27 protein-coding genes and 1 pseudogene are annotated in these 24,219 nt (G+C 63.6%); 14 read left to right on the top strand and 14 right to left on the bottom strand.

All coding sequences use genetic code 11. The features are described 5' to 3' along the window. Positions 1-2: 2 nt before the first annotated feature. The 9 genes from ACOZ90_RS04830 to ACOZ90_RS04790 all read right to left on the bottom strand — a co-directional run bounded on the left by ACOZ90_RS04830 (position 3) and on the right by ACOZ90_RS04790 (position 8,359). Positions 3-500 (bottom strand): LexA family protein, encoded by a 498-nt coding sequence (locus tag ACOZ90_RS04830; protein WP_422892511.1) that lies wholly within the window; start codon positions 498-500, stop codon positions 3-5. Positions 501-885: 385 nt separating this feature from the next. Further along, positions 886-1,899: a CNNM domain-containing protein gene (locus ACOZ90_RS04825; RefSeq protein ID WP_422892510.1), complete on the bottom strand. Its 1,014-nt coding sequence runs from the start codon at positions 1,897-1,899 to the stop codon at positions 886-888. Continuing rightward, positions 1,896-3,272, bottom strand: coding sequence for a hemolysin family protein (locus ACOZ90_RS04820; protein ID WP_422892509.1), 1,377 nt, complete (start codon positions 3,270-3,272; stop codon positions 1,896-1,898). Before ACOZ90_RS04820 ends, ACOZ90_RS04825 begins: the two co-directional genes overlap by 4 nt. 385 nt (positions 3,273-3,657) lie before the next feature. Continuing rightward, positions 3,658-4,338: an exopolysaccharide biosynthesis protein gene (locus ACOZ90_RS04815; RefSeq protein WP_422892508.1), complete on the bottom strand. Its 681-nt coding sequence runs from the start codon at positions 4,336-4,338 to the stop codon at positions 3,658-3,660. Between the two features lie 147 nt (positions 4,339-4,485). Then, positions 4,486-5,073 (bottom strand): hypothetical protein, encoded by a 588-nt coding sequence (locus tag ACOZ90_RS04810; protein ID WP_422892506.1) that lies wholly within the window; start codon positions 5,071-5,073, stop codon positions 4,486-4,488. A 188-nt stretch (positions 5,074-5,261) separates the two neighbouring features. Further along, a complete protein-coding gene (locus ACOZ90_RS04805) occupies positions 5,262-5,513 on the bottom strand; it encodes a hypothetical protein (RefSeq protein WP_422892505.1) in 252 nt (83 codons plus the stop codon). Next, a complete protein-coding gene (locus ACOZ90_RS04800; RefSeq protein ID WP_422892504.1) occupies positions 5,494-7,518 on the bottom strand; it encodes a DEAD/DEAH box helicase family protein in 2,025 nt (674 codons plus the stop codon). Before ACOZ90_RS04800 ends, ACOZ90_RS04805 begins: the two co-directional genes overlap by 20 nt. A 221-nt stretch (positions 7,519-7,739) precedes the next feature. Continuing rightward, complete coding sequence (locus ACOZ90_RS04795; protein WP_422892503.1) at positions 7,740-8,141, bottom strand: zinc-finger-containing protein; 402 nt, start codon at positions 8,139-8,141, stop codon at positions 7,740-7,742. Further along, the gene (locus ACOZ90_RS04790; protein ID WP_422892502.1) at positions 8,111-8,359 is read right to left on the bottom strand and encodes a hypothetical protein; all 249 of its coding nucleotides are present in this window, start codon (positions 8,357-8,359) and stop codon (positions 8,111-8,113) included. The genes ACOZ90_RS04795 and ACOZ90_RS04790 overlap by 31 nt, the downstream gene beginning before the upstream one ends. Before the next feature lie 42 nt (positions 8,360-8,401). Between ACOZ90_RS04790 and ACOZ90_RS04785 the strand changes: the two genes are divergently transcribed. The 11 genes from ACOZ90_RS04785 (at position 8,402) to ACOZ90_RS04735 (ending at position 18,409) form a co-directional block, all read left to right on the top strand. After that, positions 8,402-8,638, top strand: a complete 237-nt coding sequence (locus tag ACOZ90_RS04785; protein ID WP_422892501.1) for a hypothetical protein — start codon at positions 8,402-8,404, stop codon at positions 8,636-8,638. Then, entirely contained in the window at positions 8,639-9,568 is a 930-nt protein-coding gene (locus ACOZ90_RS04780; RefSeq protein WP_422892500.1) for an SOS response-associated peptidase family protein, read from the top strand. Positions 9,569-9,634: 66 nt separating this feature from the next. After that, the gene (locus tag ACOZ90_RS04775) at positions 9,635-10,111 is read left to right on the top strand and encodes a hypothetical protein (protein ID WP_422892499.1); all 477 of its coding nucleotides are present in this window, start codon (positions 9,635-9,637) and stop codon (positions 10,109-10,111) included. Beyond that, entirely contained in the window at positions 10,111-10,473 is a 363-nt protein-coding gene (locus ACOZ90_RS04770) for a hypothetical protein (protein WP_422892498.1), read from the top strand. The genes ACOZ90_RS04775 and ACOZ90_RS04770 overlap by 1 nt, the downstream gene beginning before the upstream one ends. Before the next feature lie 197 nt (positions 10,474-10,670). Further along, a complete protein-coding gene (locus ACOZ90_RS04765) occupies positions 10,671-12,101 on the top strand; it encodes a site-specific DNA-methyltransferase (protein ID WP_422892497.1) in 1,431 nt (476 codons plus the stop codon). Position 12,102: 1 nt separating this feature from the next. Then, a complete protein-coding gene (locus ACOZ90_RS04760; RefSeq protein WP_422892496.1) occupies positions 12,103-14,754 on the top strand; it encodes a DEAD/DEAH box helicase in 2,652 nt (883 codons plus the stop codon). A 305-nt stretch (positions 14,755-15,059) separates the two neighbouring features. Continuing rightward, the gene (locus ACOZ90_RS04755) at positions 15,060-15,395 is read left to right on the top strand and encodes a ribbon-helix-helix protein, CopG family (RefSeq protein ID WP_422892495.1); all 336 of its coding nucleotides are present in this window, start codon (positions 15,060-15,062) and stop codon (positions 15,393-15,395) included. 466 nt (positions 15,396-15,861) lie between these two features. Next, on the top strand, positions 15,862-16,113 hold the full coding sequence (locus ACOZ90_RS04750) for a hypothetical protein (RefSeq protein ID WP_422892494.1): 252 nt from the start codon (positions 15,862-15,864) through the stop codon (positions 16,111-16,113). A gap of 65 nt (positions 16,114-16,178) precedes the next feature. Further along, positions 16,179-16,460 carry a hypothetical protein gene (locus ACOZ90_RS04745; RefSeq protein ID WP_422892493.1) on the top strand — a complete coding sequence of 94 codons (282 nt, stop codon included), beginning with the start codon at positions 16,179-16,181 and terminating at the stop codon, positions 16,458-16,460. 55 nt (positions 16,461-16,515) lie between these two features. Then, entirely contained in the window at positions 16,516-16,986 is a 471-nt protein-coding gene (locus ACOZ90_RS04740; RefSeq protein WP_422892492.1) for a hypothetical protein, read from the top strand. Positions 16,987-17,077: 91 nt separating this feature from the next. Then, the gene (locus ACOZ90_RS04735; protein WP_422892491.1) at positions 17,078-18,409 is read left to right on the top strand and encodes a DUF6035 family protein; all 1,332 of its coding nucleotides are present in this window, start codon (positions 17,078-17,080) and stop codon (positions 18,407-18,409) included. A gap of 4 nt (positions 18,410-18,413) precedes the next feature. Here the strand turns inward: ACOZ90_RS04735 and ACOZ90_RS04730 are convergent. The 3 genes from ACOZ90_RS04730 to ACOZ90_RS04720 form a co-directional block, all read right to left on the bottom strand. After that, a protein-coding gene (locus tag ACOZ90_RS04730) for an IS3 family transposase (protein WP_422892490.1) occupies positions 18,414-19,564 on the bottom strand; the annotation gives its coding sequence in 2 pieces (ribosomal slippage) (positions 18,414-19,309 and positions 19,309-19,564; 1,152 coding nt in all). A 106-nt stretch (positions 19,565-19,670) separates the two neighbouring features. After that, a complete protein-coding gene (locus ACOZ90_RS04725; RefSeq protein ID WP_422892489.1) occupies positions 19,671-20,351 on the bottom strand; it encodes a DUF6988 family protein in 681 nt (226 codons plus the stop codon). Between the two features lie 180 nt (positions 20,352-20,531). Continuing rightward, the gene (locus ACOZ90_RS04720) at positions 20,532-20,948 is read right to left on the bottom strand and encodes a hypothetical protein (RefSeq protein ID WP_422892488.1); all 417 of its coding nucleotides are present in this window, start codon (positions 20,946-20,948) and stop codon (positions 20,532-20,534) included. A gap of 460 nt (positions 20,949-21,408) precedes the next feature. Here ACOZ90_RS04720 and ACOZ90_RS04715 point away from each other — a divergent pair, with 460 nt between their 5' ends. Further along, positions 21,409-21,696, top strand: coding sequence for a hypothetical protein (locus tag ACOZ90_RS04715; protein ID WP_422892487.1), 288 nt, complete (start codon positions 21,409-21,411; stop codon positions 21,694-21,696). Positions 21,697-21,737: 41 nt separating this feature from the next. Continuing rightward, a complete protein-coding gene (locus ACOZ90_RS04710) occupies positions 21,738-22,133 on the top strand; it encodes a DUF6573 family protein (RefSeq protein WP_422892486.1) in 396 nt (131 codons plus the stop codon). 71 nt (positions 22,134-22,204) lie between these two features. On the opposite strand, the gene ACOZ90_RS04705 is transcribed toward ACOZ90_RS04710, so the two are convergent. Next, the gene (locus ACOZ90_RS04705) at positions 22,205-22,849 is read right to left on the bottom strand and encodes a hypothetical protein (RefSeq protein ID WP_422892873.1); all 645 of its coding nucleotides are present in this window, start codon (positions 22,847-22,849) and stop codon (positions 22,205-22,207) included. 712 nt (positions 22,850-23,561) lie between these two features. On the opposite strand from ACOZ90_RS04705, the gene ACOZ90_RS04700 reads away from it, so the two are divergent. Next, positions 23,562-23,774, top strand: coding sequence for a hypothetical protein (locus ACOZ90_RS04700; protein ID WP_422892872.1), 213 nt, complete (start codon positions 23,562-23,564; stop codon positions 23,772-23,774). On the opposite strand, the pseudogene ACOZ90_RS04695 reads toward ACOZ90_RS04700, so the two are convergent. Then, positions 23,735-24,037 (bottom strand): annotated as a pseudogene (locus ACOZ90_RS04695) (type 4 pilus major pilin); the annotation flags it as partial. The gene ACOZ90_RS04700 and the pseudogene ACOZ90_RS04695 sit on opposite strands and share 40 nt — an antisense overlap. Between the last annotated feature and the right edge of the window lie 182 nt (positions 24,038-24,219).

Here is a 24,219-nt window from a genome sequence, read left to right as displayed (position 1 = left end):
CGTCAGCGCTTCCGGCGAAACTGTTTGCGGAACGACCAGGTCACCACGCCCCACACCTCGACCTCTTCCTCCGGACCTACCCGGATGGGGGCGTGCTGCGGGCTTCCCGAACGCAGCTCCAGGCCCCGGGCGGTGGGCCACCACTGCTTGACGGTGTAGCCGCCTTCCCACAACACCATGACCACATCGCCATGCCGAGGCGTGAGCGATCGGTCCACCACCAGCGTGTCGCCGGGGAAGATGCCGAACTCCACCATCGACGTGCCCGTGTCCGCTTCGACGAAGAACGTGGCCGCGGGGTTGGCGATCACCCGTTCGTTGAGGTCGAGATCGTCGCCCTGGCCGTAGAAATCCTCGGCCGGGGAGGGGAAGCCGCAGGTGGCGCGGAAGGGTAGCAGCGGCCGGGGCATCCGCGACGGGACAGGCACGCATGCCCCCAACAGTCCGGGTGGGTTGGGCAGTCGGCGGGGCAGGCGGTAGACGGCGGCAAGTTCAGACATGGGGGCCAGGATCCGGGGTCGGCACCCGCTCAAGGCGGGCCAACAGGGTAGGAGCCCGAGCTCGGGAAGGCCATTAGCATTTCGCTGAACGGGGTTCGTGGACCGAACAGCTTGACCACTTGGGCCAGCCGTCGATGACCAACAGACCGACGTTGATCAGTGGCACCCAACGGCGGCTTTCGGCCAAAAGTGGACCTCTGCAACCCAGCGACGTGGGCCTTAGCCATCGTGTGTTGGGGATACGCTTGATCGTTGCCGCCACCGAGCTTGCCAGTTCGTGTAGTTGCACATTTCCGAAGCGGTCGGCGATCTTGATCATGAGGGCATCTTTTCGGCCCGGCTCGCCCGCATCCGTCAGCCCGGAACTGGGAACAACTTCATCTGGCTAGGCAGCCACTACCACCGGGAGTACGCGTTTTAGGATGTCGGCAAGCGTGACCACTCCGCGCACCTCGCTACCGTCCATCACTATTGCCAACTGCACGCTGGACGCGCGCATGCGTGCCAGCGCCTCGTACACCGGCGTCTGCGCGGCCAGCATGAAGGCTGGCCGGGCGCACTCGATGGCAGGCTGGGCATCTGGCAACAGCAAGGTGTCGCGTACGTGGACCACGGCCGGCGGCGCCCCGGCGGCGCAGATCAGCAGGATGCGCATGTGTCCCGAGTGCAGCGCCGCCGCGCGCACGTCGGCAACGGTCGCCGCCTGCCCGACCTGGGTCGGGGCCGCGTCGACTATCAGGGCCTCCACCGGCATGGTCCCGAGGTCGATGAGCCCGGAAATCTGCTGTTGCATCCGCGGCTCCAGCGTGCCCACCTTCGCCGAGTGCTCCACCAGCTGCCGGATCGTCGCGATATCGCGTCCGCCCACGGCGGCGCTCTCCACCGGCTCGACGCCGGCAGCCCTGACCAGGCGGTTGGCGAGGTTGTTGACCCAGCGCAGCAGTGGGCGCAGCGGCCAGAGGTAGGCCCGCGACACCACGCCTATCGCCACGGCCGCCCGCTCCGGATGGGCGATGGCCCAGGACTTGGGCATCATCTCGCCAACTACCAGGTGCAGGAACGTCACCACGAAGATCGACAGCGCAAAGGCGGAACCGCCGGCAGCCCACTCGGGAAACCCCCAGAGGGCAAACACCGGCCCCAGCCAGCCGTCGACTGCCGGCTTGGTCACCGCGCCGAGGGCGAAGGTGCAGGCGGTGATGCCCAGCTGGGCCCCGGCAAGCATCAGGGTAAGGTCGTTCATGCCGCGCAGCGCGGCCCGGGCGGAGCGACTGCTGGCGGCGAGTTCTTCCAGGCGGTGCCGCCTGGCACCGAGCAGGGCGAACTCGATCACCACGAAGAAGGCGCTTAGGGCGATCAGGACGAACGTGGCGAGGGTGACCATCAACGGATCGTTCATAGCGTGCCCCCCGGCAAGGTCACCCGGACCAGCCTGACCCGCACCTCGGTCGGAACGTGGCGCTCCACTCGCAGGACGTCGACCTCCAGCCGATAGTGCGCCGGGTTCTCGGCTACCAGCTCGGCGGGGTCCAGCGGCAGGTCGACCGTGACAGTGGCGCCTTCGACCGGTAAGGCGCCCAGTTGGGCGATCAGCATGCCGGCCACGGTCTCGACATCACCGCGCGGCAGGTCGTGGCCGATGGCGCGCTCGACTTCGTCCAGACGCACGTCTCCTTCCATGATCCACACGCCGTCACCTTGGGAAACAAGCGCATCGCCTGTCACGACGTCGTGCTCGTCGGTGATCTCGCCGACGATCTCCATGGCCAGGTCCTCCAAGGTGAGCACACCGGCAAATCCGCCGTACTCATCGATGACGCATGCCAGCTGATTGGTGGTGCTGCCCAGGCGGACCAGTGCATCGGGCAAGGGCATCATGTTTGGCACCACCATCGGCGGCCTCATCACCGATCCGACCAGATCACCGGCATGGCCGGCGGCCAGGTGACTCAGCAAGTCGGATAAGTGGACGACGCCCACAGGGGTGTCTTCCTCGTCGATGACCGGGTAGCGCGTATGGGCGCGCGCCATCAGACCGCGCAGCTCCTCCAGCGTGGTATCCGGACTGACCCAGTCGACCTGCGAGCGGGGAATCATCGCGTGCCCGATGTCGCGCTGGGGGAAGTCCAGGATCCGGTCCAGCATCAGCGAAAGCTCTACGGGCAGGTCCCCGCTGTCCCGCGAGTCGGCGATAATGCGCGGCAGGTCGTCGGCCGAAGCGCTGACATCTAGGTCATGGACCGGCTCGATGCGCAGCGCCCGCAGAAGCAGGTTGGCGGACTTGTCGAAGAATCCGATGAGCCACCCGAAGACCTTGAGGTAAAAGAGCGTGGAGCCGGCCAGCCGGCGCGCGAGCGGTTCGGGATTGGCAATCGCGAGGTTCTTCGGGAACAGTTCGCCGAAGATCATCTGGATGATGGCGGCGGCCACCAAGGCCATTACCGTGCCCACTGCCACCCCAACTTCGACCGGAACACCTACTCCACCTAGAAGCGCGCCCAGCGACCTGCCGACAAGTGGCTCTGCGACATAGCCAACCAGCAGTCCGGTGACGGTGATGCCGAGCTGGGCGCCGGACAGCATGAAGCTGGTGCGCCCGGTCACGGACAATGCGCGCGCCGCCACCGCATCGCCCTCGGCAGCCCGGGCCGCAAGCTTGGTGCGATCGACCGCCATGTAGGCGAATTCTTGGGCGACGAAATAGCCGTTGGCCGCGATGATGGCCAAGATCACTAGGATGCCCAGCAGCAGCACGAGGATGGGTTCGATCACAGGACCCGCGCCACGCCGCAGTCCGATCCATCTTTCCCCGGAACGTGCCCGGGCCCAGTAACCAGCCGCCAGACTCCAGCTACGCGCACTGCACCCACTTCGGAAGACACGGCGACGACTTGCGTTGCCGGAACCCCTCTCACTTCACAGCTGAACATACTCTTCCCTAGGACCGCCGAATGGCCGCCCACTATACAGTTCGAGTGCACATTGTAGGTTAGACCCACCTCAGGCGAACGACATCAGCGGCCAAGCCAAGGTGCCCCGTCTGCGTGATGCTAAGCGTGAGCAAATGTCCTAGCCATGTGCCGGAGAAGCTTAAGGTGGCCGGCGACGCACTCTCGCGAACCTGTTGTCTAAGGGCCAAGAAGGAGGAGGCGCTGGCCTAGGGGAACAGGGCCACCAAGGCGGCACCACCACCCGCGACCAGGATGGCAAAGTAGGTGACGGTGGCAAGTTGGGCCAAGTGTCCGGCGAGTACAGCACCACCATCGCGCTGGATGAAGCCGATCGCATAGAACAGCAGCGCCATGGCGGGAAGGGTGTTGCTGAACGGCACGAACCCGAACGGCGCCATCAGTAGGAGCGAGGCTGAGGTGAAGGCGAGATTGCCAGTCAGGCGCCCGCCTTTCCGTTCCACCAGCCAAGCCAACCGATGCGGCCGGCTGATGCGCTCGAATCGCCAGACCCACTTGAGGCCAGCCCTCAGTGCGATGCTTACCTTCTGGCTCGGTAGCTGGCGTTCCCGCAAACGCTCAGGCAGCCAGAGCGGGCGCCCGCTCAGTCGACTGATTCCCACCAGCAAGATCGCACCGCCAAACACCGTGCTGACACCCGGAATAGATACGGGCACCAAAAACACCAAGACCATCAGCGATGTCAGGAGAAGCAGGCCCTCGTCCCCGAATATGTCCATCAGGTCGCCGAGTCGCATCGAGCCTTCCGGAAGGCGGGTGATTGCCATACCCAGCTGCTCGCCGAGCGATTGCGTCTCGTCAACTCGGATGGTCATCTCAAGATCTTCGACATCTGCGGTCATCACGCCCGGTCTGTTCTGGAGAACCATGCGAGGGACATTCTCCGGTCCCTCTACGGTTGCGCGCTCAGCATAGAGAACCGCATCGCAGTGTATCGTCTTGAGCGCCCTCCGATCCGGGTCCGCTTTCGGCCAGAAGCGGGCATCGGCTCTACCTTGCCATTAGGCAAGAGCGATCTATTTGTCGCCTCTGCGACCAAGCATCGGCCTCAGGTGGTCCCAGAGTCCATCCTCGAGGACTTGGACCACAGGATCGCCGAGCCCGGCGAAACGGTAGAGGTGGAACTCGACGTCCAGCTCGATGTTGTGCGCCCATGCGGTGAAATGAATCGCGTACGTGCCGGAAGTGCTTGACAGGAGATGCTGCTTGAAACGCTGGCGAGGCGCGTAGGACCGACCGACATAAAGCGCCCGGCTCGCCTGCGAGCGCAGGTTCGGTCTGCAAAGATTCTTCTTTCCCTCGTAGCCCGCGGCCTGCTGCACCGCTCGCCCGGCATTGAAGGCTTCGAGTATCCTCTCGTAAGGGAGTGGGCTCGGAGGAACGACACGGAAGACATAGATATACTCCGCGTCCTCGTCTTCTTTCGTGCGGCCGGTCGGAATCTGTCTGGCGAGTTCTTTCACATCATCTTTCGACAGTTTGCTGGTCGAGAAAGACAGAACCAGGGAGCGAGGAAGGACCACCCTCCTGGCTTTCACGATCGCCTCGTCCGCAGTTCGCGCGAAGTCTTCGATGGCGACGGACAAATCGGATTGCGTCAGCATGCTCGTTCCTGTGTTAGCCGGTTGCGGCGGTGTCCGTAGCGAACTTCACCGTTTTGCAAGCATATGGGATTTGAGCGGTTCACGATCCCTGTGTCTCCCGGCGGTACGGCAGCTTTCGGCCAAAAGCGGACCTCCTGATAGCCGCGCATCTTGATATCTGTCGGAACTTGTAGCCGTCCCCGTTCCCGTTAGAGCAGACGCAGCTCTTCCAAGTCGTCGGTGGTCTGCTTCAGGATCGCCTGGTAACAGGCGTCGCACACGCGGCGCTTGTTGGCGAATCCGCCGCCAAGCTGCGGAATGGCGATACAGGCCGTGCCCGCCGGAAGATCTTCTTCGCAGCGATAGCACGCTGAGCGGCGCGAAACCCCTACGCGAACTGGCCGCCCGTTGGTGCCGCCGATCAGCGACGGCACGCGCCCTTTAGGAATTTTCTTTTTCATGCGTCGACCTCGCCATTCTGACCCGCTTCGCCAACGTCTGAATGAGGTCGTCAAGGTTGTCGAGCACCGACCTGAATTCCTCGATCGAGGCAGCCTTGCGATCCTTGCCCAAACGCTTGTTGATCTCGTGGTTCACCATGGTCAGGGCAGCGATGAAATTCGACGGCCCCGTCAACTTGAGCGATTTGTACTTGTAAATCAGCTCCGTTCCGGCGGGCGTAAGCTCGACGTGATTGAGAACCACGGTGGCCAGACGCTTGGCTTCTTCGTTTAGCCGCTTTCGCGCCTCCTCCCATTCGCGCTGGGGCTGAACTGCGAATGGTTCGGACGGAGACAACTTGCGGACCGGCGACTGCTGAGCCATCCGCACCATCTCTTCAATCTTGCTGTCGTCCAGACCGAGAAGCTTGAATCGTTCGCGCAAGTCTTCGACGATCTGCTGGTCTTCAGGACTGGTGAAGTCCTCTTCCCAGAGCGAGTCAACAATCTCGTTGTGGACCACCACCTGATCGCCAGCGCGCAAGCGCGTCATACCATCGAGCACCGCCTGGGGCACTTCGGGCTCCTCGCCACCAATGACCCTGTCCCAAAACGCCTTGTCGTCATTCTCGAATTCCTTGAACTCTTGGAACCGAGCGTCGAGATTCATGCCAAGGTGCGTCACGATATAGCCCAGGTTGTCGGGATGCCACGGATTGTTCTGAACGACGACGCGCATGATGCGGCCGACGAACTGAAGATATGGACCAAGCGAGCGAAACGGCCGGAAGATCGCCGCAACGCTGAGCTTGGGATGATCGAATCCTTCGCCGAGCATCTGCACCTGAATAATGCAATCGAGGGTGCCGTTGCGAAGTGCTGCAAGAATTGCCGCCTGCTCATCCTCCGTCTGCTTGCTGTGAATGACGTCAGCTGTAAATCCGCGCTCCTGATAAAGCGAGCGAATCTGCCGAGCATGATTGATCGAGCAGGCCACCGCGATGAGCTGGTGTTGCGTGCCGGTCTGCCGAAGTTGCTCGAGCCGCTCCAGGCTAGTATCAACGATGTGCTTATTGCATAGCGGCGCCATCGCCACGCCCCGGCTGAACCACTCCTCCTCCTTGAGCTTCATGACCTCATCCAAGCTATAGGTGCGGCCGCGATCGTCAGCGAAGCCCAGCTCGATCGTTGAGGGCGCCACGTACGTCGATTTCAACCGCTTGATGTAACCCTTGAGCGTCGCATTGCGGAACGGGTAGCGATACACGAGCTCTCCGTCGAGCTCCTGCCGGTCGCTCCGGAACGGCGTTGCGGTGAGCAGGATGACCTTCGCCTTGGAGAACCGATCGATCACACGCTGCCAGCTGGCGGCAGCACTATGGTGCGCTTCATCGACAACGATCATGTCGAAGAAGTCGTCAGGAAACTGGTTCAGCCACTTGTCGACATTGGTGGCCAGCTGCTGCACGTTGGTGATGACCACGTGCGACTTGGTGGCGACGCTAATGTTGCCGGTATCAAGCGTCGTCGCCAGGGGGCCGGAAATCATCTGATCTGCGGTGAGTACGTTCGCCTTGCGCCAGAAGCACTTCTGGCGGTTGGTGATGTCCATCGCCTCATAGAGGCCCTGCTTGATCGTCAGGTTTGGTGCGATGACGAGGACGCGCCCTTCGGCCAGGCCGAGCGGCAGTAGCGACGCGAGTCCCGTTTTGCCACATCCAACGGGAATTTGGAGGATGGCCTTGTTGTTGCCGGCGCGAAAGAATTCGTAGGTGCGCAGATAACCTTCGCGCTGGGGGGCGCGCAGCTCCTCATTGCCCTCAATCTTGAATTCGATGTCGGTGAAGAACGACTGCACCGGCCGATGACCGCGAATCCAAGCGTCCAAGCCCGCCTTCTCGAACGTCCACTTCTTCCCGACCTTGCGCGCGGGGATACCACCCTCCCTCGCCATGGAATAAAGCGCCGTCTTGCCGAGACCGACGTAGGCCGCAGTTTCCTCAAGCGAAAGCCAAGTTTCGTTCATTTGTGCTTCCTCAACACCATTTGATGCCACACGATAGCAAATGGCAGATAGAAGTAAAGTTGCCCGGCGCGAACGCGCGGTCCGGCGGCGCCTCTGGGGGCAGCTGAGCCGGGCCGAATGTCCGCTTTGGGTCGGAAACCGCCTGATCACGCAGTCGGCGGCTTGGTCACCATAATTCGGTCTGTTGATGCTGTGCCTCCGGCGCACGCAAACGGGGCGTCCTAGCGATCCGCACGTCCTCGCCCGGCCACCGCCGCAATGACCTGTCGGCACCCCTCAGGGTCCAGCCGCCCGATGTGGGCTTGGGGTTCGGGCACGCCCAGCTCGCCGGCCAGCCACCGATACACCGACGAGCGCAATTCCTGACCGCCTTGCCATAGCGGGTCCAGGGCTTGGTGTGCCAGGTGGCGCCAGTGCCGGGTGTCGGAGTCGGCCAAGGTGCCCAGTGGGGTCGTGGTGCCCCGGTAGCAGCGGATGTAGGCGTCGCAGGCGGCGCACTTCCACGCCGGATCCCAGTCCGCGGGGTAGGGGTAGCCCTCCTCCTGCCAGTAATACAGCCGCGCCGGGTGCTGGCAGTAGGGGCATGAGACCGTCAAGGACGTTTGATGACGCGGTCGTCCCATTCCGGCGGACGGGCGTAGCCAGCGTCGTCGCAGTCTGCCGTCAGCTCCAGCAGGTCCTCACGCAGCTCCGCTTCGTCCTCGGGCGAGGCTTGGGCAAGCAGGGCGTTTTCCTGCTCAGAGAACCACCGCCAGAACTCCCGGTAGGTCTTGCCATACCAGTGTTCATGCCGGGTGCCCAGCTGGAACTCGCGCAGCGCTGACTTGAGGGCGTCGTCCATCGGCCTACTATAGACCCGAGACCCCCGTCCCTGGAGGACCCCATGGCCACGCTCGAGGCGCTCACGGCCCAGCTCGACGAGCTGGAAGCCAGCCTGCCCCAGCTCATCGCGGACTATCCCGACCATGGGGAGTTCTGGATGGCGTTCGCCGGGGTGGCCGACGTCATCGAAGACCAGGCGGGCGAGCACGGCCAGGCGGTGGGGAAACGACTGGCGGCCATGCTGGCCCAGCACGGGCGCTACATGTCCTACATGGAGCTCGACTGCGAGGAGGACTGAATGTGCTACTCCGCCCAAGTGTTCGCCGGCTTCCGCAAGTTCCAGCGGCAGACTGGCTCGAAGATGGCCATCCGGGACTACGTGAAGCTGTTCTGGCGGGACCTGGGTAAGGATCCCCACGCCAAGCGCCCGAAGGTGCCCCGGGCCATGGAAATCGACCTCCTCCAATCGGGGCCTGACGAGGTGGCCGAGCTCATCCGGGCGTGGGACGCCGACGAGATGACGAGTCTGTCCCAGGAGCTGTTCAAGCAGAAGAAGCGGGTGGCCGACGGGCAGCGCAAGCTCTTGGAGAAAGTCACCAAGAAGGCCCAAGAGGACGTGCGCATCGGCACGGACAAGATGGCCCGGATCCAAGCCCGCATCGACGCGCTCAAGCGCACCGAGCCCAAGCCCAGCGACTCGCGGATCTTCCCCGGCTACTTCGTACCGGTCATGGTCATGGAAGACGGGGAGCGGGTGGTCAAGCCCATGCGCTACCAGTGTCGGCCAGCCGGCAAGCCCGCGTTCTACGACACCAAGTTCCCGGGCACCTACAACGCCCGGCGGGACAATCTCGAAGGGTTTTGGAAGGATCTCTTCGGCAAGCAGCACGCCCTGATGGTTGCCGACGTGTTCTACGAGAACGTGGAGGTGGACGGCAAGAACCAGGTGCTGGCCTTCACCCCGCGCGACCACGAGCCCATGCTCATCGCGTGCTTGTGGTCGAAGTGGACGGATCCGAAGGGCGAGCAGCCCGACCTGCTGTCGTTTGCCGCCATCACCGACGAGCCCGAGCCCGAGGTGGCCGCCGCAGGCCACGATCGGACCATCATCAACATCCGGCCCGAGCACATCGACGCCTGGCTCAATCCCAGCCGGGACCTGGCGACGATGCAGGCCATCTTCGACGACAAGCGGCACCCGTATTACGAACACCGAGAGGCGGCCTAGTCGTCCGCTCGCCCTTGATTGCCGTCCAATGGCACCATGGGGCTGTGCTTCACGAGGGGGAAGGGAGTGTCCCAACGCACCGATCTGGGGAATTTCGTCATCCTGCTGCTGGTGGCCGGCGCGGCCGGGGCATTCCTGGGCAACTGGGCAGGCCGTGCGGTGCTCTACCTGGGCATGGTGGGCATGGTTCTCGGCCTGGTGCTTCATGTCGCCAAGTCCTGGGGACGGCTGGATGTGCGCCCCGCGAGCCCTCGCTCAGAGCCCGCCCCCACGCCCAGGGTGCGTCGTCTGTCTAACGAAGGCGTGCCTGAGTTGTTGAACGCGGTCCAGGCCCGCGATTCGGCGACCGTCGAGCGCCTGGTTCTCAAACACAACATCAGCCCGTTCCAGCTGGGGCCGTGGCAAGGAGACTCCCTGAGTGCCCGTGCCCTGGCCGACCGTCTGGGCTACGTGGAAGCGGCCGACTTTTTCCAGGATTGGTCGACTCGCGGGAACCTGGCGCGCATCGGGAGCGCCCTTCAGCCGACAGCAGAGGTCCAGTGATGCGGATTCCCCGGCAGCCCAAGGTCGAGCGCTTCCGCCCCATTGAAAAGGTCATCATCGCCACGCAGGTGCTGGTGCTCATCGTGGGCGAACGCATGGATGAGGCCCAGGCCGGGCGGTTCCTGCGTGAGGCGGGCCTCCGCTGGTCGCTGCTCAACTGCTTCCAATACCTGTCCGGAAAGCAGGCCCGGGAGGCCATCGAGCGACTGCCGGACGACTGGTCAGACGGGACCTTCAACAAGGCCCAGCTGGAGGCGGCCGTCAACGTGGCCGCGCACACCGTGGGCAATGCCCGGCCTGATGGCGTCCCGCTTTGCGCCAGCGACCTGGCCGTGTCGATGAAGGGCAAGCCGGCCCCCTGATGGGCCGGATCATCCCCTGCGACGGGGGTTGGCTAGAATGGGTGACAGGAGCCATGCGTTGGCGTGGCGGGGGATAGTTCATGCCGTGGTTGGAGTGGCTCGATCGCCAGCGGGATTTAAGTGTCTCAGCGAAGGTTCCCTACCGGCTGCTTCAGCCGGTCCAGGACCAAGATCGCGGTGCATCTGATAGCCCAAATATGCTGCTTGAAGGCGACAACCTTGCTGGCATGAAAGCACTTTTGCCCTACTACGGTGGGCAAGTCCAGTGCTGCTACTTGGACCCCCCATACAACACCGACAACATCTTCAAGCATTACGACGACAACTTTGAGCACTCGCTCTGGCTGTCTGTGATGTATCCGCGCTTGGAGCTTGCACGACGGCTGCTAGATGAGACCGGCGTAATTTTCGTATCCATCGACGATCAGGAAGGACACTATCTGAAAGTCATCATGGATGAAATCTTCGGACGAAAGAACTTCATCGCTACCTTTATCTGGCAGAAGGTCGATAGCCCTAACGACAACAAGCCCGCGGTCACGCCAGATCATGAATTCATCCTGTGCTATGCCAAAGACAAGAGCAAAGCTTATTTGAGAAAACTGGGGGACACCTCAGTTTTGGACGCGTATCCATACGTGGATGAGGCAGGTCGACATTATCGCGATCGCCTTGTCAAGAAGAACGGTAAGAACAGCCTACGCACAGATAGGCCCACGATGTGGTTCCCAATCACGGCCCCAGACGGCACTGACGTTTGGCCGATTCACGACGACGGCAAAGAGGCTCGTTGGGCCTTGGGAAAGAAAGGCGTCCAGAAGGCCATTAAAGATGGTCTTCTTGTGTGGAAGAAGCGAATGCGAGGGGGCAACGAGGTTTGGGTGCCCTATAAGAGAGAGTTTGCGCCGCCTGAGCCTGCCAGGCCTCATCCAACCATCCTGCTAGACGTGAAAACGTCAAGGCAGGCTAAGGCTCACCAAAAGGAGATGCTGCCGGACGCCGTGCCGTTCGACACCGTCAAACCTGAGCAGCTACTCCGGCGGCTGTTAGAGATTTGCACCCGACCGGGCGACTTGGTTTTGGACCCTTACCTGGGGACAGGCACGACCGCCGCCGTAGCCCACAAGATGGGCCGGCGGTGGATTGGTATCGAGGAAGGAACCCAAGTGCTCACGCACTGCCTCCCTAGGCTGTCGATGGTGGTTGAAGGTGAGCCAGGAGGCATTTCTGACGACGTCGGCTGGGAGGGAGGCGGAGGGTTTCGCTTCTGTCGGCTGGGCAGTCCGGTGTTCGATGAGAATGGGCACCTTCACGACGGAATCCCTTTTGCGCATCTAGCCGCCCACGTGTGGCATATCGAGACAGGAAAAGCTCAATCTACGCGCGCCATGAAGTCGCCGTTGCTGGGTATTCACGAGGGCACGGCGTATTACCTGCTCTACAACGGTGTGCTGGGCGACAAGCGCCCGGATGGCGGCAACGTCCTGACCCTGAAGCTCCTGGCTGAGCTGCCAGAGCACGACGGCCCCAAGGTCGTCTATGGCGAAGCCACCCGGCTTGGCGCTGAGCGTCTGAAGTCGCTGGGCATCGTTTTCCGCCAAACCCCCTATGACTTGAAGGCGCGCTGACATGGAACTGAAGGACTATCAGAAGCGCACCCTTAAGCGCCTGGGCCTGTTCCTGGCCCAGGCTCGGGTAGAAGGGCCGGCCGCGGCATTCGACGCCACGGTGGAAGTCCAGGACGACGAGACGCCACCCACCTATCGGCCGATCCTCAACGAGCACAAGAACCCGGTGCCGTCCTTGGAATCCGTGCCTTACGTGGCGTTGCGCATTCCCACCGGTGGCGGCAAGACGGTGTTGGGTGCGCACATCATCCGGCAGGCTGCGAGGATCTACCTCGAACGCGAGTTGCCCCTCGTGTTGTGGTTGGTGCCATCCAGGCAAATCAAGGATCAGACACTCGAAGCCTTCCGGAACCCACGGCACCCGTATCGCCGCGAGTTGGATGCCGCGTTTGGCGTCGGCAAGGTTTCGGTGTTCGACATCGCCGACAACGCCCAGATTCGGCCCCAGGACCTGGCGGACAATCTGTGCCTTGTGATCGGCACAATGGCGTCCGCCCGCGTTGCCGACACCGACCTGCGCGACTTCTACGCGGACAAGGAGGCGCTGGAGCCGCACTTCATCAAGCTCGCTACGCTGGAAGGCCTGACGATGAAAGACGGGGCCGCCAGGCCCAACTTCTCGTTCGCCAACCTGCTCAAGATGCACCGTCCCTTGGTCATCACCGACGAGGCGCACAACGCCAACACTCGCCTGTCGTATGAGGTCTACGAGCGGCTATCGCCCAGTGCGATCGTCGAGCTTACGGCGACGCCCGACTGGGCGGCAAGCAATGTGCTGGTGCGCGTGTCAGCCAGCGAGCTCAAGGCCGAGCAGATGATCAAGCTGCCGGTGGTGCTCAAGGAGCACACCGACGGCTGGGAGGAGTGCCTGCAAGCTGCCCTTCAGCGGCGCGCTTACCTGGGGACGCTGGCGCCGGGAGAAGCGCCCGACTACCTGCGCCCGATCCTGCTCATCCAGGCGGAGAACAAGAACCTGGAGGCCACGGTTGAGGTGGTTCACGATCACCTGGTGAACAACGAGAACATCCCGGCCGAGCACATCGTGGTGGCCACCGGCGATCAGCGGGGATTGGATGACGTCGATCTGTTTGACCCGGACTGCCCCGTGCGCGTCATCATCACCAAGGACGCGCTCAAGGAAGGCTGGGATTGTTCCTTTGCCTACGTGCTGTGCTCGCTCACCCAGCAGCGCTCCGGCACGGCCATTGAGCAGTTGCTCGGGCGTGTGCTGCGCATGCCGTATGCCCGGGAGCGAAAGAACGACGAGCTGAACAAGGCCTACGCCCATGTCGTCAGCCGCGCCTTCGGCGAGGTGGCCCAGGAACTGACGGACGAGCTCGAGCGCATGGGCTTCAACCCCGTTGAAGCCGCCCAAGCCATTGAGCAAGGGACGATCGAGCTCAAGGGAGGCGAGGGCGGCGCGCTGGCACCCCAGACCCTGATCCTCTCACTTCCCTCGGCGCCTGATCTCACGAACGTGCCCGCCGCCGACCGTGAACGCATCCAGGTCGAAGGGGGCAAGGACAAGCAAGGCGTGGTGGTGACCGTCAACGGGGTCATCGACGAGGCGACCCAAGAAGCACTAGTGGAGACGCTGCCGAAACGACAGCGAGCCGAAGCCAAGAAGCGGCTGGTTCATCACAACGTACGGGCGGCGGCGGTGCGTGAAACGCCTGCGCAGAAGCAACAGGCCTTCGCCGTGCCGCGCCTGATGTTCCAGCAGGGCAAGCTGACCCTGGAGGTTTCCGCCGACCTGCTCCTGGATCTCCATGGGTGGAATCTGCTCGACCACCCCGCGGACTTGTCGTCCTACCGTTACAACGAGGCCACTCGCACCTACCTTGTCGACCTCGACGGCAAGGAGGTGGGTTGGGAGAAGGTGGACGAGCCCCAGGCCGCGTATGTCCAGGGCCTTGCGGGCGAGTGGAGCGAGCGCGAGCTGGTCGATTTCCTCGATCGCCGGGTGCGCCAGATCGACGTCACCCAGGAAAAACTCGTGGAGTGGGTGCGCCGGGCGGTGTCCACGCTCATGACGCGTGGCTACGACCTGGCCCAGCTGGTGCGGGGCAAGTATGTCATCGCCCGCAAACTCGAAGAGCAGATTGAACTGGCTCGGCAGAATGCCGCCGCCTCCACCTACCAGGACACGTTGTTCGCCAACGATGCACCCGTGCTCGCTTCGTTCGCCCACGCCTACACCTTCGACCCCAACGCCTACCCGATGCGCTACCCGTGCGCAGCGAACTACCGTTGGAAGAAGCACTACTACGCCGTGCCCGGCGACTTGCCCCACAAGCGCAAGGACGGAAGCCTGGCCGAAGAGTTCCAGTGCGCCATTGAGCTGGACCAGCTCGATGCGGTCGAGTTTTGGGTGCGCAACCTGGTCCATCCGTCCCAGTTCTGGCTGCCCACGGCTACGGGCCGTACCTATCCGGACTTCGTGGCCAAGCTCAAGGACGGCCGCCTGCTGGTGGTGGAATACAAAGGCGGGGATCGTGTCAGCAACGACGACAGCCAGGCCAAGGCCCAGATGGGGCATTTGTGGCAGAAGGCGTCCCAAGGCCAGGGCCTGTATCTCATGGCGACAAAGAGCCAAGAGGGCTTGAGCGTGGGTGAGCAACTGGCGCGCGTCGTCCAGTCTTCGACCCAGTAGAAAAGCATCTAAAGCACCCCTGGCGGGGTAAGTAGTTGGGGCGCACACCGTGCGCCCCTCGGCTTGCGGGGGCGGTTGTTAGCCAATAAATGAGCAATGGGGCCCACTTCTGCACATTGGCTCATTATGTAGCGTTTAGAGACTTTACAAAATGGCGGATTGGTCTAGTCTGGAGGCATGGAAGCCCCCACCCACTAGACCAAGGAAATCCCCATGCTCCCGACCTTTTTCCCCCAAGCCATCGTCTTCATTCCCCTGGGCTACATGCTCGGCGTCAGGCTGTCGAACTTCCTCGAGGGAATGTGATGAAACTCGTACCCAAGAGCGAGCGCGATCTCGGAACGCTGCCCGTCGTGCGGGAAGACCCCGATGTGGTTCAGCGACTGGCTGACACGGCGGACAAAGCAGGCGTATCCAGCCCCGAGGCCATTCGGCAGCTGCTGGCCGCCTACGTAGCCCGACCTTACGACCTGGAAAAACTCCCCATCGCCCGTCGTGGCCTGACCTCGCGCCTGGGCCCGGTCAAGCTCGACGCCGGAGTGCTCAAGGCCTTCCAGGCTCACGCAGAGGACGCCGAGCTGTCGATGGGCGAGGCGGTGCGTCGCGTGGTGCGCCGCTTCCTGGACAAGCAGGGCGGATGAAGCCCCGGCGCCGCCGCTACTACGCCTACGCCCGGGCCGATGGCGCTACAGGCTGGGAAGACAAGGCAAGCCACGAGTGGCTACAGCAAGACGCGGGCCGGCTTCTTGGCTACCACTACACCAAGTTCACTGGGCAGACGCGATTGATGACCGTGGCTGAGCGCAAGCTGGCCCACTGGGGAACGCGGGAACGTGGGGTCGCTGAATGCTGAAAAGCAGCTCGAAGCAAAAGCACCAGTTGGGATTTCATCCCCGATAAGAAGCAAGAGCGAAGGCGCCCATCGGCGCCTTTTTCTATGCGGATTTTTCACTGTGATGAGTTTCTCAGTTTGCATGTTTAGTCATAATTAGCGCGTTTTAGTCTGAAACTGTAGCGTTAAGAGACTTTACAAAATGCGAGGCTGATCTAGCCTGAAGTTGTAGCAAGAAGCAGCACAAACCCCTCACAACTTCAAGAGATATCACCATGAACAACCAAGCCACTATCGCCAGCCCGTCGATGACCGACCATCGCAACGCCATTGCCGAGAGGATCGTCAAGGGTGAGTTCGACCGCGCACATCACGACTACGTCCTTCGTATGCGGAGGGCCAACGGGAAAGAAGTAGCAGCGCTGCATCTGCTTCCCTGGATCAAGGACGACCTGGCGGCAGGGCAGAGCCAGTTCAATGGAATCGGAATCACTCATCTCCGTCGCGCCGTTCGCCTCCACTTCTAATTCACCCGGCCAAGGACGGCCATCCCTTCTCCACGTTCTATCCCATCCCCCATCGAGACGACCCCATGAAATCCATGACATACCGCACCGCCCGCCAAGCCATCGCCCGTGCCGACCTGGCCGGGTCCTACCAACCCATGCCCGGGGTCTACCTCCACACCAGTGAGGCGATTCGCGATGACTGGAAGGCACTGGCCCCCGATCTCGCCGCCGCCGCGTCTTTCCGCAGCTCGCCCTACTGGCTGACCGATGCCGCAGGCCACGGGCCCACGCGCATCCGCAACGCCCGCGACCTGGCTCGCGAAGTTCGCTGGCATGCCCGGAACGTTCAAGAGGCAGTGGCCTAGGACCAGACACGAGGACTGTCTCGAAGGGTGAGACGGCGGCGGGCACAATGGCCGCATGACCCACACCCCGGCTCCCGAGATCCACGCCCCCCGGTTCGGGCTGCTCCTGGGCTCCATCGACTGCCACCTTTGCCAGGCCCCCACGCCCACGGCCGCCCTATGGGTGTCCTCGTATCGCGAGGTGGAGGAGGGCGAGTCCATCGCTGCCGGCGGCCCGGCCCTGTTGCGCTACATCGAGCAGCTGGACCCGCCCACGTTGGCGTTCGTCCAGTGCCGGGCCCCGTGGCTGCGCATGAGCGCCACACGCACCTCAGGCCTGACCTACCTGGCCCACCACTGCATCACCTGCGGGGCGGTCCAAGGCGATCATTTCGTGTACGCCCCCGACGGGCCCTACTGGCCCCAGGACGACAAGGCCTTGGCGACGTTGACGCTAGTCCACGGCCAAGGAGCATTGACGGCGCAGGCCGCCGCGGCCGAAAGCGCGTGGATGGAGCGACTCGAGGAGGTCTGCCATCGCGAATAGCTCACCGCGGCGCATAGTCCCCGCCCACGAGCGCTCCCATGACCTGGTCTGGGACCGCGACATAGGGCATGTGATTTCGCTGGCTGACTACATGGCCGGGGTCAACTACCCGCAAGCCGTGGAATCCAAGCGCGTGGCGCTGGAAATCGAAGTGGTGGAAGGAAACCCACGCTTCACCTGCCCGTGGTGCGCAGGCGCCATGGTGCTGCGCTCCACGCGCACGCAGGACAAGACCGAAGATCGGTTCTACTTCAAGCACAAGCACGACACGGGCGAGTGCTCGGGTAAGGCAGGAAAATCCGCCGCCGCCATCTGCGCGATGAAGTATGCCCGGGCCAAGGAGGGCGCCCGGCACAAGCAGATCAAGCAATGGGTGCTCGAGAGCCTGGCGGCGGATTCGAGTTTTTCCAACGTCGACCCCGAGAAGCGGTGGACGTCCATAGACGGTACCAAGTGGCGCCAACCCGACGTCCAGGCCACGTGGCGGGGGCAGCGCGTGGCCCTGGAGGTCCAGCTGTCGACGACCTTCCTCCACGTCATCGCCGAACGCATGAGCTTCTACCGCGGCGAGGGTGGGCGGCTGGTCTGGCTATTCGGGGAGCTTGATCCGGCCGAGTTCCGCATGGCCGAAGACGACCTGTTCTACTCCAACAACCGCAATGCCTTCCGGGTGAGTCCGGAAAGCGTGGCCGCTTCCAAGGCGCAAGGCCGCTTCATGGTGGAGTGCGCCTGGCATGAGCCGGGGGAGCAGGGCGACACGCTTCGCCGGGCGATGGTGGGGTTCGAGGAGCTCACCCTGGACATCGGCCCTTCGGGCGCGCCTCGCGCCTACTACTTCGACTACGCCCAGGCAGAAGCAGAGCTCGACGAGGCCATGGTTCGCCAGCGCAGGGAAAAGGACGACCAGGCACTGAGGGACGCCATGGAAGCGCACATGGTGGCGTTCCGCCTGGATGGCGATGACGCTGCGGCGTGGTCTCGGTTGCGCCAGCGCTTCGCCCGCCGAGGCTTCACTCTCCCTCAGCGGCTGTATGTGCCCCAAGGCGTGTTCTACCTGCTCCAGGCCGCCTACTCGGCCAAGCGCGGGGAGCCAGTAGCCACTAGCGTTCCCAACCTCATGAGCGTGGCCAACAACCTGTTCTCCCGCCACAAGGAAGTCCTATGGGTGTTCACGGTGCTCTTGGGCCACTACGACCATGGGCCGACCCTGATCGCCAACGGCAACAAGGAGGCCTGGCTGAAGAAGCGCGATCGCTATCGGCAGGCCTGGCTCGATGAGGATCCGGAGTTCGAGCCGGACGGTAGCTACGATGACCTACTGGCCTTCCTGTTCCCTGAAGCCGCCAAAATGTTGAGGGCGTCTCCCGCCAGTGAGGAGGTTCAGAGGCTGGCACGGCAAGGTGGACCGCCCAGATTTTCATAGACACTCATCGGCCGCTTTGCGCGTAGCGCCTTTCGAACTCTACCGGTGAGACATCGCCAGCGGAACCATGCCGACGAACCGGGTTGTAGAACATCTCGATGTAGTCGAACACGTCCGAGGCCGCCGCGGCCCTGGTCGGGTAGATCCGCCGCTTGATCCGCTCCTTTTTCAGGACGCTGAAGAAGCTCTCGGCCACCGCGTTGTCGTGGCAGTTCCCGCGGCGGCTCATGCTCGGCACCATCCGGTGCACCTTCAGGAACGATTGCCAGTCGCTGCTGGTGAACTGGCTGCCCTGGTCGGAGTGCACCATGACGCCCGGTCCCGGCTTGCGCCGCCATGCCGCCGCCACCAGGGCCTGCAGCACCAGGTCGCTGGTCATCGTCGGCGCCGTGGCCCAACCCACGATCTGCCGCGAGTACAGGTCCATCACCGCCGCCAGGAACAGCCAGCCCTCGTAGGTGCGGATGTAGGTGATGTCGGTGACCCAGACCTTGTTCGGCGCGTCGGGGGCGAAGTCGCGGTTGAGCACGTTGTCGACCGCACCCACCGGGCCACCGCGATGTCGCGGCTTGCTCCCGTAGCCGACCTGCGCCCGCAGACCCTCGGCCTTCATCAGCCGCTGCACGCGGTGGCGGCTGCAGGTCTCGCCCGCTTCGCGCAGGTCAAGCGTGATCTTGCGGTGGCCATACACGCCACCGCTGGCCAGCCAGAAGTGCTTGATCAGCCCAAGCAGCCGCTGATCCTCGCGCTCACGCAGGCTGGCCGACTGCCGGACCCAGGCGTAGTAGCCGCTGCGGTGCACGCCCAGCACCCGGCACATCGCGACCAGTCGGAACTCGCCGATGTGCGCACGCATGAACGCGTACTTCGCCCTTACCCCTTGGCAAAGTACGCGGCGGCTTTTTTTAGAATGTCGCGCTCCTCGGTCACGCGCCGGAGCTCGGCCTTGAGGCGGCGCATCTCCGCCGAGTCGGTCCCCACCAACGCAGAGCCTGCGGCTGCCTTCTCGGCCTTCTTCGCCTTCTGCACCCAGTCGTACAGCGTGTGCTTGGGGATCCCGATCCGCGCGGCCACATCCACCACCGTGAAGCCCCGCTCGAGCACCTGCTTCACCGCCTCCGCCCTGAACTCATCCGTGTATCGCTTGCTGCTCATGAACACCTCTGCTGTAGCCATGAATTATGGCCTGCGGGTGTCTACAAAAGGCTGGGCGGTCCAAGGCGCCTCACATGGATCAACCATGAGGAACGATACGACCCGCTCAGCCAGCACGGGCAGCGTCGATGATGCTCCCGGGAAGGTCTAGCTCAGGCCCCATCGCCAGCAGCTGCTCGTAGAGCGGGTTGACCGCATCCGCGTCGTAAGGACCACACACCCAGCACATGCCCATCACCGCCAGCGCCGCCATGCGAATTGCATTGGAGAGCAGGGCGGGAATCAGGTCAGGATCGTAGTCCGGGGCCAGGTGCGGACGGTTGCCATAAACGGCCAAGGCCGCACTGCCGCCATGCGTGAAGGAGTGATAGAGGCTCCACTCTTCCTCGCTCAGTGTTGAGAAAAATCGGGAATCGCGAAAGGGCGGGTGCTTATCGATGGCTTCAGCCACGACCATAGGCCGGCGATAAGGGAAGGTGTCTTCCTCCAGAAACGCCCGCGTCTGCGCGTCATCGGCGCATAGGGTGAACCACCACCCGCGCTGAAGCGTTTCGAGCATGGGGCGGGCCAACGCGAAGGCGCTTGCGGCGTAGGCCGTTCCATGCCGCTGGGCATGCGAGGCGATCGACACCGAGTGCTCGAAGGACACGCCAAAGAGCTGATATCCAACCTGGTGGCGATCGGGCGCGGCATCGGGCGGCATCGGTATCGGCGTGGCCAATTCGGCAAGGCGCGATTGAATCGCCAAGGCATGCGTGGCCTGGGTGCTCAACGGGTCAGCGTTCATGCGACCGATCATACAAAGACGGCCATCCCTGGCAACTTCGCTTCGCTGCGCGCCCGTCCGTGGGCTTGCGAGCCTGGCGGCAGATGAAGCCCGCCGCCGGGCAAGGAAGAGCAAAGAGCAGATGGAGCCAGGTGGGGATTTCATCCCCGAGAAAGCAACGGCTATGAAGCCATCACACAATTATGGCCCGCTCAGGCCAGTGCCCTTCTTCCGAACGTCCTGACCCGTCTTCTCAAGCTGCTTTGCAATCGCCTTCGCACTCAGCTCTGGCGCCTGACCAGAAAAGGCTTCAGTGTCGACTTTGGTAGGAAGTCCGACGGGCAGCTTCTTCTTCACCTCCCTCGGAACATTGAGCTTCTCACGGAAGATTTCATGAGCGGCGTCGACTAGCTCAAGAGTCATGGCTTTCTTCTTCGTCTCGCCCGCTTCGTGCTGTTTGATTGCTCGATTGGTGAGGACGCTAAGCACACGTTGCAGGGCCACCTCAGTGAGGCGGCTCATGTCCTCGGGTGTCGGTGCGCGGTTGTGGAGGAGCTTCTGAACCGCTTCCAATCCGGACGCCTCGTTCAATTCCTTTACCAGCTTCTCGTCAACCATATTCGCTTCGTCCGCAGGTGGAACCCCGAGCGTAGCTCACGGGCGTGTCCGTGAGCACTGTAGTCACCTATTGCACTCAGAATATTCGTCGACCATGCGTGGCGCCTGAGCAGGGTCAATGACGTTGGAGCCCCGCTGCGCGTCGGGCCATCGGCAAAGCTCCAGCCCGTCCCGGTCTGTACCCTTCGGGCTTCTGTCCCTGGCTCAACCGCCCAAGCATTCGGTGTGCCAAGGCACGCCATCAAAGCCCCTCATGCGCTGCGCGCCGCCCCAGCGCCCGGCTTCTCCGGTCAAGGGCCGTTCCAGGGCCCGAGTTGTCGGCCGATAGAGCAGGCCTCCTGCCCGCGCCAGCCCTTCCACTTCCTCCCTTGACCGCGCCGCCCCCCGGGGCCGTGGGGTTCCCATTCCAGGTCATCGGGAACCGGTGCCCGGGTTCGGGCCAGTCAAGAAGGAGCGAAGCATGAGCCGTTGTCAGTGGGTCATCACTGTCGATCACATCACCCAGGGGAAGCGGGTCGGGACCGTGGGGCCGTGGGATGCCGAGCTTTCGGCCGAAGCGATCCAGCACCACCCCGAGGGCCAGCCTTTCCGACTGAAGGACGATGACGGGCAGCTGTATTTCGAAGGCGTCTACGTGGGGCCCGATGACGGGGACCTGTTCGCACCGCTCGACGACTTCGGCATGCCAGACGCCGGATGCACCCAGATTCTCTACCAGGACAGCCAGGGCCGGTGGGAGTTCTTGTGAGCACCCACCCGACTTTTTCCAATCCCTTTCAGGAGCACCCCATGTTCACCAACGCCGATGTCGTTTCCTCCTATACCCGCGCCCAGGCCATCAATGATGGCGTGCTCGTGAATTGCTCGAGCCTGGCGCGCGAAGCCGGATTCCGGGTCCCCCTGGCCATGACGGCCGCGGTGTGGCACTCGTGCGTGGCGTGGACGGATGACAACGAGCAGGACAAGCCCATGGGGCAGTCCGAGGTAGGCCGGTTGTGGGATGTGTTGTGGATGGCCCTGCTGGCCGCCAAGCGCACGGAAGGCGATCGTGCGCCGTTCACCGTGCTTCGTGTCCCCAGGGAAGGCGCGGGAGTCTCGCCGCAGCCGGTGGAGCTGGTGCTTCACATCGGGCCGGGCGATGCCGGGGAGCCGGTTTGCACCATCATGGAGCCGGGGGAGGAATGAGCCGCGGGGCTTGGAAAAACTTCCCTGACCTCATCGGCAGCCCCAGGTCTTGGGGCTGCCTGCGGCCACCACTAGCTGCCCGTGCAGGTCACATTGACGTCGCACTGGGTGTAGGGCTGCTCGCACCAGCTGATGGTGCCGGGCTGGCTGCCCGCAGGGGCTCCCGCGCACGCGGCTTGGGCCCGGTCCTCCCACGTGCTCGGCCACACGCCGGGTGGGGCGCACAACGAATCCTGGCCGCAGTTCTGGCTGTCCACGGTGTAGGACGGCGCGGCCGGGCACACGGAGGGCGCCGCGTAGCCGAAGCGGTTCTCCATCCCGCCGCCGTAGTTGGTGTATTCGGTCAGCTCGTAATAGGCCCCTGCGGCCAGGGGGCGCGCCGGGATGGAGTTGCGGCATGCGTTGAAGGCACTTTGATCCGTGTTGCCGGATCGACCGCCCCATTCCGCGAAGCATCCCCCGCCCATGCCGTCGTTGTAAGAGACAGACTCCCCATCGAGGTTCCCCCAGTTGGGGGCCAGCGAATACAGAACGTTCTCCCACTGACCGCACGACGTGGGCGAGCAGGTGTTGACCTCGTTGCGGCGGGCGGTTGCCCAGCTGCCGTTTGTCCAAGGTGTATAGCTGGGGGGCGGCAAGCTCGTCGTGCCTGCCGGGCATGCGTAGGACACCGTGCGGGATTGATGGCGTTGCTGCTGCCAGGTGTGGGATCCCAATTGGCCACCCGGGCACGCTTGCGATCGGTCTTGCCAGACCAGTTGCGACTGCGTGGTTGGCGGGGGGCATGGAGCGCACGTCCCCGAATGGTCGCGCGTCGCCCCCGTGTCGGACCACATGGACCAAGAGCCTAGGGCAGGTGGGGGAAGCACCCACGACGGGGAGGGACAGCTGTAGGAGACCGTGCGTTGGCGCCGCTCCTCCCGTTGCCAGTCTCGCCGACCATAAGCGCCCGCGGGGCACAAGGCCGACGCCGGCAACCAGCGCGTGTCGGCTTGTATGGATGGAGCCGGGCAGAGTTGGCAGGTGTTGCCCGCCGGGCCCCAAGCCGACCACTCGAACACCGGATGGTCCCAGGCTTCCGGGCACGAATACGTGCCAACTCGCCGCTCTAGGACGTGGCCGTAGCGGCCTGCGCCACACGTGAGCATCTGGTCTTCGTCGACGGACGGTGGAGGCGAGCACATGGGCCCAGGGGGTGGAGAAGGCGGCAATGGCGGGGTCGACGGTGGAGGCACGGGAATCAGGACTGGCGGAGTCGTGGCTGGGGGAGGGCAGGAGCCCACGAGCTGCCAGCACGCGGGCGCGGGATGCAGCACCATCGCCCAGGACCCACCAGGGTTGGCACAATGAGGGACGGGCGGGGCGGAACCGCAGCCGGGCGTGGCCGGCACCCCTGGGCTCACGTCCGGGACACCCGGATTGGGTGGGATGGTCAGCACGGGTGGCGAGCCGGGCGGGGGAAGCATCGGTGGGGTCGATGGCGTGGGGAGCGTCAACGGTGGTGCGGCCACCGCATCGCCGGAGCTCAAGCCGGAATGGAAGACGAAGGACACCGTGGAACCTTCGACGCACAACTGGCCCGCCTGGCCCACGTCGAACTGCCCGCCCGTGTCGCGCAACACCGACACCCGGTTCACCTGAAGATCCCACGCGTGGGGAGCAAGGTTGGCCAGCAGAGGCACGCAGGCCTTGGCCGGCAGCTGGATGTAGTCGATGGCAAAGGCATCGTTGCCTCGGACCACACGGGTGGGGCGAACTTCCACCTTGCCTCCCCAGGTATGGGTCAGGCCCGCAGGAGAATGCGTGAGCGAAGCGGGAGCCAGCCCGTCATCGAACACTCGCCGGCCACTGACGCCTTCGAATGATCCAAGCAGGCCCCAGGTGCCGTCGATGGCAGAGGCCATGTCCTGGATGTTCGTGGTCTCGTTTCGCACGTCTGCCTTGGCCTGGCCGTGAACGTAGAAGCCGAACAGGACAGCCACCGCAGCCATGCTGATGCCCGCGGCAAGCAAGGCCTCCATCAAGCCAAACCCTCCCACGTGCGAGTGAAGGGCCAAGGCCAGGGGGTGATGTCGAGGGACGCGTG

Origin of the sequence: Luteimonas dalianensis (genome assembly GCF_049339425.1) — a bacterium.
GTDB lineage: Bacteria > Pseudomonadota > Gammaproteobacteria > Xanthomonadales > Xanthomonadaceae > Luteimonas > Luteimonas dalianensis.
This window is presented reverse-complemented; position numbering and strand designations above follow the sequence as displayed.